This window comes from Cryobacterium sp. M23, assembly GCF_002929655.1.
Taxonomy (GTDB): Bacteria; Actinomycetota; Actinomycetes; order Actinomycetales; family Microbacteriaceae; genus Cryobacterium; species Cryobacterium sandaracinum.
Map to the genome: position 1 here is coordinate 1 of NZ_PJJV01000059.1, position 13,620 is coordinate 13,620.

At 69.3% G+C, this 13,620-nt stretch carries 13 protein-coding genes; 7 read left to right on the forward strand and 6 right to left on the reverse strand.

All coding sequences use genetic code 11. From position 1 onward, the window contains the following. Nucleotides 1-220 precede the first annotated feature (220 nt). Nucleotides 221-640, reverse strand: a complete 420-nt coding sequence (locus tag CXY82_RS05010; protein ID WP_104169985.1) for a hypothetical protein — start codon at nucleotides 638-640, stop codon at nucleotides 221-223. 56 nt (nucleotides 641-696) lie between these two features. Here CXY82_RS05010 and CXY82_RS05015 point away from each other — a divergent pair, with 56 nt between their 5' ends. Beyond that, nucleotides 697-981, forward strand: coding sequence for a DUF167 domain-containing protein (locus CXY82_RS05015; protein ID WP_233199211.1), 285 nt, complete (start codon nucleotides 697-699; stop codon nucleotides 979-981). Between the two features lie 51 nt (nucleotides 982-1,032). Here the strand turns inward: CXY82_RS05015 and CXY82_RS05020 are convergent, their stop codons facing one another. The 3 genes from CXY82_RS05020 to CXY82_RS05030 form a co-directional block, all read right to left on the reverse strand. Continuing rightward, on the reverse strand, nucleotides 1,033-1,404 hold the full coding sequence (locus CXY82_RS05020; RefSeq protein WP_104101078.1) for an FKBP-type peptidyl-prolyl cis-trans isomerase: 372 nt from the start codon (nucleotides 1,402-1,404) through the stop codon (nucleotides 1,033-1,035). Between the two features lie 164 nt (nucleotides 1,405-1,568). Further along, the gene (locus CXY82_RS05025) at nucleotides 1,569-2,798 is read right to left on the reverse strand and encodes a PrsW family intramembrane metalloprotease (protein WP_104169947.1); all 1,230 of its coding nucleotides are present in this window, start codon (nucleotides 2,796-2,798) and stop codon (nucleotides 1,569-1,571) included. Between the two features lie 22 nt (nucleotides 2,799-2,820). Beyond that, nucleotides 2,821-4,212 carry an FAD-binding oxidoreductase gene (locus CXY82_RS05030; RefSeq protein WP_104169948.1) on the reverse strand — a complete coding sequence of 464 codons (1,392 nt, stop codon included), beginning with the start codon at nucleotides 4,210-4,212 and terminating at the stop codon, nucleotides 2,821-2,823. A 135-nt stretch (nucleotides 4,213-4,347) separates the two neighbouring features. Here CXY82_RS05030 and CXY82_RS05035 point away from each other — a divergent pair, with 135 nt between their 5' ends. From CXY82_RS05035 to CXY82_RS05045, 3 genes are all read left to right on the forward strand, one after another. Then, the gene (locus CXY82_RS05035; protein WP_255408573.1) at nucleotides 4,348-6,003 is read left to right on the forward strand and encodes a DNA-3-methyladenine glycosylase 2 family protein; all 1,656 of its coding nucleotides are present in this window, start codon (nucleotides 4,348-4,350) and stop codon (nucleotides 6,001-6,003) included. Next, nucleotides 6,000-6,875, forward strand: a complete 876-nt coding sequence (locus CXY82_RS05040; protein WP_233199212.1) for a fumarylacetoacetate hydrolase family protein — start codon at nucleotides 6,000-6,002, stop codon at nucleotides 6,873-6,875. Before CXY82_RS05035 ends, CXY82_RS05040 begins: the two co-directional genes overlap by 4 nt. A 119-nt stretch (nucleotides 6,876-6,994) precedes the next feature. After that, nucleotides 6,995-7,495 (forward strand): hypothetical protein, encoded by a 501-nt coding sequence (locus tag CXY82_RS05045; protein ID WP_104169949.1) that lies wholly within the window; start codon nucleotides 6,995-6,997, stop codon nucleotides 7,493-7,495. 112 nt (nucleotides 7,496-7,607) lie between these two features. Here CXY82_RS05045 and CXY82_RS05050 read toward each other — a convergent pair whose 3' ends face one another. Further along, entirely contained in the window at nucleotides 7,608-8,105 is a 498-nt protein-coding gene (locus CXY82_RS05050; protein ID WP_146069054.1) for an alpha/beta fold hydrolase, read from the reverse strand. A gap of 221 nt (nucleotides 8,106-8,326) precedes the next feature. After that, nucleotides 8,327-9,874: an amino acid permease gene (locus CXY82_RS05055; protein WP_104169951.1), complete on the reverse strand. Its 1,548-nt coding sequence runs from the start codon at nucleotides 9,872-9,874 to the stop codon at nucleotides 8,327-8,329. A 220-nt stretch (nucleotides 9,875-10,094) separates the two neighbouring features. Here CXY82_RS05055 and CXY82_RS05060 point away from each other — a divergent pair, with 220 nt between their 5' ends. The 3 genes from CXY82_RS05060 to CXY82_RS05070 are packed head-to-tail and all read left to right on the forward strand — an operon-like array spanning nucleotide 10,095 to nucleotide 13,616. Further along, a complete protein-coding gene (locus CXY82_RS05060; protein ID WP_104169989.1) occupies nucleotides 10,095-11,462 on the forward strand; it encodes a glutamine synthetase family protein in 1,368 nt (455 codons plus the stop codon). Then, nucleotides 11,449-12,258, forward strand: coding sequence for a gamma-glutamyl-gamma-aminobutyrate hydrolase family protein (locus tag CXY82_RS05065; protein WP_199180884.1), 810 nt, complete (start codon nucleotides 11,449-11,451; stop codon nucleotides 12,256-12,258). Before CXY82_RS05060 ends, CXY82_RS05065 begins: the two co-directional genes overlap by 14 nt. Then, on the forward strand, nucleotides 12,255-13,616 hold the full coding sequence (locus CXY82_RS05070; RefSeq protein ID WP_104169953.1) for an aldehyde dehydrogenase: 1,362 nt from the start codon (nucleotides 12,255-12,257) through the stop codon (nucleotides 13,614-13,616). The genes CXY82_RS05065 and CXY82_RS05070 overlap by 4 nt, the downstream gene beginning before the upstream one ends. Nucleotides 13,617-13,620: the final 4 nt, after the last annotated feature.

Consider the following 13,620-nt stretch of genomic DNA (forward strand, 5'->3'; position numbering starts at 1 on the left):
CCACCGAACGCCTCATCAAACTCACACTCGCCGCCTAAAATGAAACCAAGGACCCCGTCCGAAAAGACCGGGTCACCCCAGGCCGGTTGCCCGGCGTGTCGCGAAAATCTCCGAGGTTGGCGACTTCGACCGCAACGGATGCCCCGGGCGAACCTCTGGAGGTCGACGTACCGGGTCTCGACAGGCTCGACCACCGGCGGAGCCGGCGAGAGGGTGGGTGTCAGGCGAGGGAGTCGGCGGACAGGCTGATCAGACGCAGGAGCGCGTTGCCGTAGGCATCCGCGGGGTCGGCGGCGTCGAAGAATTCCGGCGCCCCGTTCAGCGCCACCGTCACCCGGTAGCTGTCCTCGCCCTGACGGGTGAGCGAACGGAAGGTGCTCCGCAACAGGTCGCGCAGCTGGTCCTCACGCGGCATCCACAGGGCATCCTCGAGGGCCAGTGAATCGAGGGCCCACTCGGTGGTGCCGTTGAAGCCGAGGATCGTTCCCGTGTCGAACTCGTGCGGCTCGATCGTCATGTCACTGACCGTGAACACGTCGCTTTCGAAGCCGGAGCGCTCGATGCGGAAGGCGTCACCGGAGACGGGACGCCACTGCAGACCGGCTTCGGCCAGGGCCCGCGCCCTATCGATTGAGATCATGAAGACGACTCCGCCCACTAGCGTTGTGAAGAGAACTATATTCCCGGAGGATCGGCGTGACGCGAACGGTGAACCTGACGGTGCATGTGAAGCCCGGTAGTCGGAAGGGACCGCTGGTCTCCGGGGGAGAGCCGGGCCGGGAGCCGGGCGATGACGCGCCCCATGCTCCGACGGATGCTGCGCTCACCGTGTTCTTGCAGCAGCGGGCCGTTGAGGGGGCCGCCAACGATGCGCTGGTGAAGCTGCTGGCCAAGCACTTCGGCGTGTCCAAGAGCGCGGTGACCATCGTGCGCGGCCACGCCTCCCGGATCAAGCACGTGCGAATCGAACACGACTCGTAGCAATGCGCGACTCGCGTGGCGACTCGCACGTGCTTCCGGCACTGCGGGTTTCTAGCGGGTTCCGAGCAGGTCGATCACGAAGATCAGGGTCTGGCCGGAGAGCTGGTGTCCTCCGCCGGCCGGTCCGTAGGCCAGGTGCGGAGGGACGACCAGCTTGCGGCGTCCGCCGACCTTCATGCCGGGGATGCCCTGCTGCCATCCCGCGATGAGCTGAGCAAGCGGGAAGTTGATCGACTGCCCGCGGCTCCAGGAGGAGTCGAATTCATCTCCGGTGTCATAGGCGACGCCGAGGTAGTGCACGTTGACGGTGGCGCCGGGGGTTGCTTCGGCTCCCTCGCCGACCACGATGTCGGTGATGGTCAGTTCGGTAGGCGCGGGGCCCTCCGGAGCGTCGAGTTCGGGCTTGGTGTTTTGATCAGTCATTCCTCTATCCAATCGGATTGCGCGCTCGCCCGCACACCAAAAATTCCCCCTTGCGCGAACGTGGCCGTCGGGCGCACCATGGAACAGAACTCGCCGCTCCGGGAAAGTTGTCGGCACTGCCACACCACCGGGGCGGCGAGTCCTTGTTCGTCAGGGCACCAGAGTCAGTTGATCACGCCGGCACGGTCGCGCTGGATCAGCCCCAGCAGCTCCGATTCGTCGGCCCGGTCGACGTTCGCAGCCGTACCGTTCACCATGCGCTGTCGGGCGAAAGCCAGGCGGGTGGAGTTGTGGATGAAATGGTGCATGGCCCGCTTCCGGGTTTGGGGCTGCCGCGCGGCCCAGGATCGAGCCTGCCGACGGCCATCGCGGGTGGCGAGCATACCCACCTCGGCCGGACTGAACCAGCCGGCCGCGGCATACTCGCTCAGCCGGAGCACGGTGACGCGTTCTTCCTGGCGCCGCAGCAGCACGACAACCATGATCGCGCCGAGGAACAGAGGCACCTGCACGGCGAGGTAGTACGCCACCAGCGAGCCACTCTCGACCAGGTAGAACGCCCCGTTCCAGACGAAGTGCAGGAAGATCGCCGAGACGAATCCGAGCAGAATCGTGGCGAAGGCCGGGAACGGCCGGAACCGGACCGTCAGCCCGCACGCAATGCCGATGCAGGCAGTGAACATGACATGGGCGAAGGGCGACAACACCCCCCGCACCAGGAACGTGAAGCCCAGGTTCTCGGAGCCACCCTCCATCATCGCCACACCGAAGTATTGGATGTTCTCGGTGAAGGCGAATCCGGCGGCGATCGTCGCGGCATAGACCACGCCATCGACCGGGCCGTCGAATCTCCGACGCAGCACCCAGAAGAGCAGCAGCACCCCGGCGCCCTTGGCGGCCTCCTCGACGAGGGGCGCCTGGAAGACGGCGGCGGCGAAACCGTCATCCGTTTCGATGGCTCCGGCGCCGGCCCGGGCCAGCTGCACGCCCAGGTCGAAGAGCAGCGCGGTCACGATGGAGACGCCGGCGCCCCAGAGGAACGCGAACCAGAGGGCCGGGCGGGGTTCGGGCTCCCACCGATCGATCCAGCCCACGGCGAGCGAAATCCCGATCAGCGGGATGAGTGCCAGGATGAGGCCGACCAGCAGCGTGCCGGCATCGAGGAAGGTGGCCAGGTAGACGAACACCAGCAGCAGCGCGGCGCCGCCGATGACGAGGCCGGCGACCGTGAGCGTGACGATGCCCGCCCGGGTGCGACGAACGGGGGCGGTCCAGACGGGCTGCACCGGCTGGGCCGCGGGCTGCACCGGGGCAGGCTGGGCCGCGGTCTGGGTTCCGGCCGGATGAGAGTGTGGGGCGGCGGCGGAGTGCTCCGGGGTCGGCTCGTGGGTCATGCCCAACAGACTAGCGGCGCGCTCACGCCTCGAACATGGTGCCCGGGTTGAGGATGCCCAACGGGTCGAACGCCGCCTTGATCCGGCGCTGCAGGGCGAAGCCCGTGTCGCCGAGCTCCTCGGCCAGCCAGCGCCGCTTGAGCACGCCGACCCCGTGCTCGCCGGTGAGCGTGCCGCCGAGTTCGAGCGCGGCACGGAAGAGCTCGTCGGCCGCCAGCCAGACCGCCTCCGGCACGACCGGCTCCGCGCCGCCCCGGGCCGGATCGAACGGGATCAGGAAATTGGGGTGCAGATTGCCGTCTCCGGCGTGGGCCACCGTGGGGATGGGCAGGCCCGTGCGGGCGCTGATCTCAGCGATCCGCGCGAACATCTCGGCCAGCCGGGAGCGGGGCACGCAGACATCCTCGATCAGGACCTCGCCGTGAGCGGCCAGCGCCGGATGCGCGGCCCGCCGCACGGCCAGCAGTCGATCGGCGGATTCGGCGTCGGTGGAGACGCGCACCTCCCCGCCCGCGGCCCGCAGCACGGCCACCGCCTGGTCCGCCTCCGCCTGGCTCGCCGGCCCATCCGTCTGCACCAGCAGGAACGCTCCCCTAGCCGGAACTCCCTCGAACAGGTTCGGCCCGAGGTACGCCGCGATCAGGGCCAGGGCCACCGGGTCGATGAGTTCCATCACGGCCGGGCGCAGCCGGGCCGCCGTGACGAGACCGGATGCCGCGGCCGCCTGGGCCACGTCGGGGAACGTCGCGCCGATCGTGACGGTCTCGCCCAGGGTGATGGCGCGCGCCCGCACGGTGGCCTCGACGATCACGCCGAGGGTGCCCTCCGAGCCGGTGAGCAGGGCGGTCAAATCGTAGCCGGTGACGCCCTTGACTGTGCGGTGCCCGGTCTCCAGCAGGCTCCCGTCGGCGAGCACCACCGTCAACGCCAGCACCGCCTCCCGGGTGACGCCGTACTTCGCGCAGAGCAGCCCGCCCGCGTTGGTGGCGATGTTGCCGCCGACCGAGGAGATCGCCCGGCTTGCCGGGTCCGGCGCGAACCACAGCCCGTGCGCGGAGAGGGCCGTGTTGAGGTCGCCGTTGAGCACGCCCGGCTCGACCACGGCCAGTTCATCCTCCGGGCGGATCTCGAGGATACGGTTCATCCGCTCGACGCTCAGCACGATGGCGCCGCCCGTGCCGCACGCTCCCCCGGCCAGGCCCGTTCCGGCTCCGCGGGTGATCACCGGCACGCGAAACTCGGTCGCGATGCGCAGAGTCGCCTGCACCTGGTCGACGGATGCGGCGTAGACGACCGCCAGCGGCATCCCCGGGGCAACCCAGCCCGATTTGTCGGCCCGAACGGGCGCGAGCCGGCGCGGATCGACGCTGACGTGGGTGCCGAGTTCGGCCTGCAGACGCTCCAGTGCGGTCATGCGCCCAGAGTACCGGGCCGGGTGCCGGAGGGCAGGCCCGGACGCAGGCCGGCATGGCCCGCGGCCGCTGCGGCCGGCACCGGCGATGGCCGATTCCCGCTGGTGCGCCCGGGCTCGCGGTGGCAGGCTGGCCGGGTGACCATCCCTCCTGCCGGGCTCGATCCGGTCTTCTTCGAGCGCTACCGGGCCATGTCCTCCCGAGACTCACGCTTCGACGGTCAGTTCATCACGGGCGTGCACTCCACCGGAATCTACTGCCGCCCCAGCTGCCCGGCGGCCACACCGAAGCCGGCCAATGTGTCGTTCTATCTCACCAGCGCGGCCGCGCACGAGGCCGGCCTGCGGGCGTGCAAACGCTGCCTTCCTGATGCCGTCCCCGGGTCGCCGGACTGGGACATCCGTGACGACCTCGCCGCCCGCGCCATGCGCCTGATCAGCGACGGCACGGTTGAGCGGGAGGGCGTGCCCGGCCTCGCCCGCCGCCTCGGCTACAGCGAACGGCACCTGACCCGCGTGCTCGTGAACGAGCTGGGCGCCGGCCCGCTCGCGCTCGCCCGGGCGCACCGCGCACAGACCGCCCGCGTGCTGCTGGCGAGCACGGATGTCCCGATCACCGAGGTCGCATTCGCCGCCGGTTTCGGCAGCGTGCGCCAGTTCAACGACACCATCGCCGTCGTCTACGAGCGCACCCCCACCGAGCTGCGCCGCGCCCGTCCCGCCCGCGCCCAGCCCCGCGGCGTCGGCGGGGTCGGTGAGGCCGGCTTCGGGGTCGATGACGGGACGGGCATCGACCTGCTGCTGCCGGCGCGCGCGCCGTTCGACGGGGTGGGGGTGCTGCGGTTCCTCGCCGCGCGAGGCCTCGCGGGGGTGGAACAGGCGACGGATGCCCGTTACGCGCGCACGCTGCGCCTGCCACACGGACCCGCGACGATGGAACTGACCCTGTCGGGAACGGCGGCCGCGCCAGCCGTCGCCTGCCGCGCCCGACTGGCCAGCCTCGCCGACCTCGCGCCGCTCGTCAGCCGGGTGCGGCGCCTGCTCGACCTGGACGCGGACTCCCGGGCGATCGACCTGGCGCTCGGGCGGGACCCGCAACTCGCGGCCAGAATCGCGGCCACCCCCGGCATGCGCGTGCCGGGCAGCGTGGACCCCGAGGAGACCCTGTTCCGCGCGCTCATCGGCCAGCAGGTCTCGGTGGCCTCCGCCCGAACGGCACTCACCCGGCTGGCCGCTGCGCTCGGCGACGACGTGTACCCGGGTGCAGGGGACAGCGGCAGCGACACCACCACCGGCACCAGCGGCACCAGCGCCACCAGCCAAAGCCCCTTCATCCACGACCCCACCGCCGCTCCCCTGACCCGGCTGTTTCCCACCGCCCAGCGGATCGTGACCGAGGGCCGCGGCGTGCTGCGCGGCCCGGCCGCGCGCATCGACGCGATCATCGGCGTGGCGGAGGCGCTCTGCTCCGGCGATCTGGTGCTCTCCTACGGGCAGACCCGGGAGGATCTTGAGTCCCGTCTGACCACCCTGTCCGGGATCGGACCGTGGACGGCCGGATACGTGGCCCTGCGCGTGCTGGGCAGCCCGGACATCCTGCTGGCCAGCGACCTGGCCCTGTTGCAGGGCGCCGGGCGGCTCGGCCTGCCCGCGGAGGCCCGGCAACTCGCCCGCCACGGCGCCGCCTGGGCGCCGTGGCGCAGCTACGCCGGCATGCACCTGTGGCGCGCGGCAGGCGCCGCGGCTACCCCGCGCACCGCGACCCCTCCCGGGCCAGATAGCCTGAACAGGTGAAATTCGCCCACCTGAGAGTTGAAGGTCAATCCACTCCGCGGCTCGCCGCCGTCTTCGACGACGCAGCGCTGTTCCTCGACGAGATCATGGACGACGCCCCCCGCGATCTGCAGGACCTGATAGAAAAGGACTCTGACGAGTACAACCGGGTGCGCGCCCTGAGCCAGAACGCCGCCGCGCAGGGAGCAACGCTCACCCCGCTGGGCGAGCTACGCTACTCGTCGGCCGTGCTGCGTCCGCCTCAGATCATCGCGATCGGCGCCAACTACGCCGCCCACTCCTCCGAGCTCGAACTGCGCGTCGAAACGGCCGCGACCGTGTTCTCGCTCTGGCCCAACTCGCTCACCGGGCACGAGTCCACGATCACCTGGCCGACCGATCTGACCAGCCAGGTCGACTACGAGGCCGAGCTCGGCGTGATCATCGGCACGGCCGCACACCACGTGTCGGTGGCGGACGCTCTCGACCATGTCTTCGGCTACACGGTCGTCAACGACATCACGGCGCGCGACCTGCAATTCTCCGAGGCGCAGTGGTCGCGCTGCAAGTCCTTCGACGGTTTCACGCCCACCGGGCCGGTCGTCATCACGGCAGACCAGATCGCCGACCCGCAGGACCTGTGGCTGACCACCCACGTCGACGGCCGCATCCTGCAGGATGCCTCGAGCGGCGACATGGTGCGCTCGGTCGCCGAGATCATCTCCTACCTCTCCAAAACCTCGACCCTGCTGCCGGGCACGCTCATCTCCACCGGCAGCCCGGGCGGCGCCGGCTACAGCCGCAAACCTCCGGTGTTCCTGCGCGACGGCTCGACGGTCACGATCACCATCGACAAGATCGGGTTCCTCACCACGCATTGCCGCGCGATCTGACCGTGACCGCCAGATGGCGGATCAACGCGACAGCTCGCTGCGGGCGGGAAAGGAGGCAGCGATGATGACGATCTCGGTCGTGATCCCCTGCTACAACGACGCCGCCCTTCTCCGACTCCGTGCCGCCGGCCGACTGGCTGGCGCGGATCGAGTCCGCGCTGGCGGAGTCCCCCGGGAGCGACATGGTCACCGGCCCCGGCGATTTCTACGGCTGCGGCACCCTCGTGGCCTGGTTGGGCGGGACCTTCTACATCGGCGGATATTTCTTCTGGATGCCGTTCTGGCTGGGGCACCGTCCGGTCTTCGGCTCGAATTTCGCCATGCGCCGGGCGGTCTGGCTGGAGGCCCGCCTCCGGGTGCACCGCGACCGCGACGACATCCACGACGACCTCGACCTCAGTATGAACCTGAGCCCCGCGGTGCGCGTGCGCTACGACCCGACCCTGCGGGTAGCCATCTCCGGCCGGCCCTTCGATTCCTGGAACGCCATCGCCCGCCGGGCACGGTGGGGCGGGCGCACCCTGCTGCAGGGCTGGCCGGAGAATAACCCGTGGCACCGGCATGCCGCCCGGTACGCGGTGCGGCGCCACCGGGCCGGGCGTCCCACGATCGGGCACTGACCTGTTTCGCGGGGGCATCGGATCAGCCCGCCGGCCTCCGGTTCAGCCGGCCGGCCAACCTCCGGTTCAGCCTGCTACCAGCCGGATCAGCCTGCCGAATCGGCCCGCCTGATCAGCCAGCCGCCCGGTAAAGCGCGGCGAGGGCCAGCTCGGCGACGATCCCGGCGATCGAGTAACCGAGCACGTGCACCGGGGTGGACCCTGCGTCGGGGAACGCGATCAGGTCGGCCACGAACAGGGCGTAGTCCCAGGGCTCGGTGCCGCCGGGCCCGGCCGCGCACGCCTGGTAGTGCCCGGCCAGGTCGTGGCTCTGCACGAAGTAGCCGGCGTCGGCCAGCAGCGGGGCCAGCAGCACGAAGTCTTCCTTGGAGCCGGTCGCGCCGGGCAGCAGCACGATTCTCGGAGCGGCCGGATCGCCCAGCTCGAAGGCGGCGAGGTTCCCGCTCGGCGCCGGGAACCAGAAGGCGCGGCTGCCTGCGGGCAGCACCGTCCAGTCCCGGTCGGGGAGGGTGTGGTCGCGCAGCACCATCACATCGGCCGGGTTCCCTGCCGGCCGAGCGGCCGGCGCGGAACCCGGTCGGCCGCGGGAACGCCGCTCCCAGACGCACATGGCGTCACAGTAGCGCTCCCGCCCCGCAGCCCGAACGAATTCGACGGAGATTTTGCCGAAAACGGACCTCACCACGTCGAAATGGCCGTTTTCCTCGAGAATCTCCGTCGAATTGGTTCAACACCGGCAGGTCGCTCCGCCTGTGCTGAACAGCGTCCACTCGGGTGCGTCAGCTCTGACCCGCGGAGGGCGACCCAACCAATCGATCGAAACTCGTTCGGCTACGGCGCGCGCTGGTCGTCCCGGCCGTCGAGAGCGAGCAGTTGCTCCTCCACGGCGCCGCCGTAGCCTTCCTTCTGCGGGTCGCCGTGCAGGCCGCCGGACACCGCGTATTCTTCCTCCGGGGAGAGCACGAGACGCTTGCGCCCGTAGAGCGCGAAGATCAGCAGCATGACCACGTAGACCACGGCGATGGCCGCGATGGCCGGGCGGGCCGGCTCGTTGATGAAGAACCCGAAGAAGATCGCCAGCGAGAGGATGCCCGCGATCACCGCCCCGGGTACGCCCCACGGGCTGCGGTAGGGCCGGTTCGCATTCGGGTACTTTCGACGCAACACGACGAACGAGATCATCTGCAGGATGTAGGCGATCACGGCTCCCCAAACGGCGATGTTGAGCACGATCGCCCCGGCCACGCCGCCGGCGCCGCCGAGCGAGTCGACGAGGATCAGGGCCACGAAGCCGATCAGGGCCCCCACGAGCAGCGCCACCGCCGGAGTCTGGCGGCGGCCGGTCAGGGAGAGGAATTTCGGGTAATAGCCGGCCCGCGACAGGGAGTACATGTTGCGCCCGTACGCGAACATGATGCCCTGCAGGGAGGCCAGCAGTCCGACCAGGGCGAACAGGGCCAGCACAGCGGCCGCCTCGTCGCCGACCATCGCCCGAAAACCGTCGAGCAGTGGCTCCCCGGCGGTCGCGATGTTCGAGGCCCCGACTATCCCGGTGTTGAGCACCAGCACCAGGAGCCCGGTCACGATCAGGGTCGTGCGGGCGATCAGACCGGCTCGCGGGATGTCCCGCACCGGGTCGTGGGATTCCTCCGCAGCCAGCGGCAGCTCCTCAATTCCGAGGAAGAACCACATGGCGTAGGGCAGGGCGAACAGGATCGGCACCACGCCGAAGGGCAGGAACTCGGACTGGCCGGCCTCCGGGGCGATATCGAAGAGGTTGTCCACACTGAAGAGCCCGGAGAAGGCCGCCATTGCCGAGAACACCAGCAGGATGCCGATGGAGATGATCGAGACCACGATCGCGAATTTGAACGAGATCGCGGCGCCAGCCGAGTTCAGGCCGATGAATACGGCGTAGAGGATGGCCCACCACACCCAGGCGGGCAGTGAGACTCCGAGCAGCTCACTCGTGATGCCGTCGGCGTAGGACGCCGAGAAGTACACGATCACCGCAGTGGTCGCGACATACTCGATGGTCTCGGCCAGGCCGGTGACGAAACCGCCCCAGGGCCCGAGCGCCGCCCGGGCGAAGGAATAGGCGCCGCCCGTGTGCGGCATGGCCGACGCCATCTCCCCGATCGCGAAGATCATGCCGTAGTACATGACGATCAAGAGGGCGAAGGCGATCAGCATTCCGCCGAATCCGGCGAAATCGATGCCGAAGTTCCAGCCCGAGAAATCGCCGGAGATGACCGCGGCGACGGCGAGTCCCCACAGCCCCCAGATCCCGGCGCTGCGGCGGAGCTTGCGTTTCTCGAAGTACCCTGCCTCTGCCGTCGTGTAGGTCACGCCCGAGACGTTCAAGGTGTCTTTGGACATCCTGGATTCCTTTGCGCTCTGGTTGCGCACCTCAGCGATCGAGCGGCAACTCCGGGAGTTTACGTTGGCATGACTATAGGGCTCCAATGGTGGCTTGTACATACCTTTAGGTGCCCGATCCCTGAGTCGAGCGGAACAAAAATTGGCCGTTACGCCGCGCTCGATCTGTGGTCTAATGGTCGAATGTTCACCCTTTGACCGGCTCGATGAGGAGAAGTTGATGACACCCCGCTCCGGAAATCTCTCGCTTGAAGACCTCACCTCCCTGGTTCGCGGCGGCGACATCGACACGGTCGTCGTCGCATTCACCGATATGCAGGGGCGGCTGGTGGGCAAGCGGGTTTCCGCGCGGCTCTTCCTGGAAGACGTGGCCGGCCACGGCGCGGAGTGCTGCAACTATCTGCTGGCCGTCGACGTGGAGATGAACACGGTGGACGGCTATGAGATGTCGAGCTGGCGACGCGGCTACGGCGACATGGCCATGATCCCCGACCTCGCCACGCTGCGACGCGCGCCCTGGCTGCCCGGTGCCGCCCTCGTCACCGCGGACCTGCGGTGGCTCGACAAGTCACCCGTCGTGGCGTCGCCCCGCCAGATCCTGAAAACCCAGCTGGCCCGGCTGGCCGACCGCGGGCTGGTGCCCTATGTCGGCACCGAGCTGGAGTTCATCGTCTTCGACGACGGCTACCGGGAGGCGTGGAAGAAGGGCTACCGCGACCTGACCCCCGCCAGCGATTACAACATCGACTATGCGTTGCTCGCATCCACCCGGATGGAACCGTTACTGCGGGACATCCGTAACGCCATGGACGGCGCCGGCATGTACTGCGAGGGCGTCAAGGGCGAGTGCAACCTGGGCCAGCAGGAGATCGCGTTCCGCTACACCGACGCCCTGGCCACCTGCGACAACCACTCCATCTACAAGAACGGCGCCAAGGAGATCGCGGATGCCCACGGCAAGAGCCTGACCTTCATGGCCAAGTTCAACGAGCGGGAGGGCAACAGCTGTCACATCCACATCAGCCTGCGCGGCACCGACGGATCCGCGGTCTTCGCCGACAAGGATGCCGATCACGGCATGTCGACGCTGTTCCGTCACTTCCTCGCCGGCCAGCTCGCGGTGATGCGCGAGCTGACCCTGTTCTCGGCGCCGAACATCAACTCCTACAAGCGCTATGTCAGCGGCAGCTTCGCGCCGACAGCGATCGCGTGGGGGCTCGATAACCGCACGTGCGCCCTGCGCGTGGTGGGGGCCGGCCACGGCCTGCGGGTGGAGAACCGAGTGCCCGGCGGCGACGTGAACCAGTACCTGGCCGTGGCCGCGCTGATCGCGGCCGGCCTCTACGGCATCGAGAACGAACTCGAACTGGACGATGTCTTCGTCGGCAACGCCTACGAGAGCGTCGCCGAGCGGGTGCCGGCCTCGCTGCGGGAGGCCACCGCGCTGTTCGCGACATCCACGGTCGCCCGGGAGGCGTTCGGCGACGAGGTCGTCGATCACTACCTCAACAACGCGCGGATCGAGCTGGAAGCCTATGACGCGGCGGTGACCGACTGGGAGCGGGTGCGCGGCTTTGAGCGCCTCTGACCCCGGCACCTCGCCGCGCCCCGGAGCCGACCCGCGCCCCGTGATCGGCCTGACCACCTATCTCGAGCAGTCCCAGACCGGTGTCTGGGACGTGCCGGCCGCCTTTCTGCCCCAGGCCTATTTCGACTCGGTCATCCGCGCGGGCGGCATCGCCGTGCTGCTGCCGCCGCAGCCCGTGGACGCGGCCATTGCCGACCGGGTGCTCGACGGCCTCGACGGCCTGGTCATCACCGGCGGCAAGGACGTCGATCCGGCGCGTTACGGTCAGGCCGCCCACACGAAAACCGACGAGCCGCGGCGGGACCGTGACGCCTGGGAGCATGAGCTGATCCACCGGGCCATCGACCGGGAGCTGCCGCTGCTCGGCATCTGCCGCGGCGCCCAGATGCTCAACATCGCACAGGGCGGCACCCTGCACCAGCACCTGCCCGACGTCGTGGGCCACGGCGGCTACCAGGCCGGCGGTGGCGTCTTCAACATCGTGGACGTGCACGTGGAACCCGAGTCGCGGCTGCACGGGCTGCTCGACGCCCTGGACGTGCCGCTTCCCGTTCCCGTCTACCACCACCAGTCCATCGACCGGATCGGCGCCGGCCTCACCGTGTCCGCACGCACTCACGACGGGGTCGTGCAGGCCGTGGAACTCACCGACGTCCCGTTCGGGCTGGCCGTGCAGTGGCATCCGGAACAGCACGACGACCTACGCCTCTTCGCGGGCCTCGTCGACGCGGCCGCCCGCTACCGGGCGACCCATGAGCACGAGCACGACCACGATCAGGAAAGGGACACCCTGTGAGCAGCTACACCGTGATCAACCCGGCCGACGAGACCACAGTATCCGTGGTCGAACACCTCGACACGGATGCGACCGATGAGGCCGTCTCCCGGGCGGTGGCCGCGCAGCGGCTCTGGTCCCGGGTGGCGCCGGCCGACAAGGCTGCCGTTCTGCGCCGCTTCGCTGAGGCCGTGGACGGGGACCGGGAGAACCTGGCCCGCATCGAGATGGCCAACTCGGGGCATCCGATCATGCAGGCGCGCTGGGAGGCCGGCCATGTGCGCGACGTGCTGACCTACTACTCGGCCGCCCCCGAGCGACTCTTCGGGCGGCAGATCCCGGTGTCCGGCGGTCTCGACGTGACCTTCCAGGAACCGCTGGGTGTGGTCGGCATCATCACCCCGTGGAACTTCCCGATGACGATCGCGGCCTGGGGTTTCGCTCCCGCCCTCGCGGCTGGCAACGCGGTGTTGTTGAAGCCGGCGGAGTGGACGCCGCTCTCCAGCATCCATCTGGGCGTACTCGCCCGGGAGGCCGGCCTGCCCGAGGGGCTGTTCCAGGTGCTGCCGGGCCGCGGATCGGTGGTCGGCGAACGGTTCGTGACGCACCCCCAGGTGCGGAAGGTCGTCTTCACCGGGTCGACGGATGTCGGCAAGCGGATCATGGCCGGCTGCGCCGCCCAGGTCAAACGGGTCACCCTGGAACTCGGCGGCAAGAGCGCCAACATCGTGTTCGCCGACTCCAACCTGGAGAAGGCCGCCGCCACCGCACCCTCCGGGGTGTTCGAGAACGCCGGCCAGGACTGCTGCGCCCGCAGCCGCATCCTGGTGGAGCGGAGCGTCTACGACCGGTTTCTCGAGCTGCTCGAGCCGGCCGTCGCCGGTGTGCGGGTGGGTGATCCCGCCGACGAGAGCACCGAGATGGGCCCGCTCGTCTCGGCCGCGCACCACGCCGCGGTCTCGGCCTATGTGCCGGAAGGCTCCCCCGTGGCCTTCCGGGGCAGCGCCCCGACCGGACCGGGTTTCTGGTTCCCGCCGACCGTGCTCACCCCGGACTCCCGCACGGACCGTTGCGTCACCGACGAGATCTTCGGACCCGTCGTCACCGTGCTGCCGTTCGACGGTGAGGACGACGCCGTGAACCTCGCCAATGCCACCGACTACGGCCTCTCCGGATCGATCTGGACCCGCGACGTGGGCCGGGCGATCCGAGTGGCGCGGGCCGTGGAATCCGGCAATCTGTCTGTCAACTCGCACTCCTCCGTGCGCTACTCGACTCCGTTCGGCGGCTTCAAGCAGTCGGGCCTCGGCCGGGAACTGGGTCCGGACGCCCCGTTGTCGTTCACCGAGACCAAGAACGTCTTCATCGCCGTCGACTAGACGC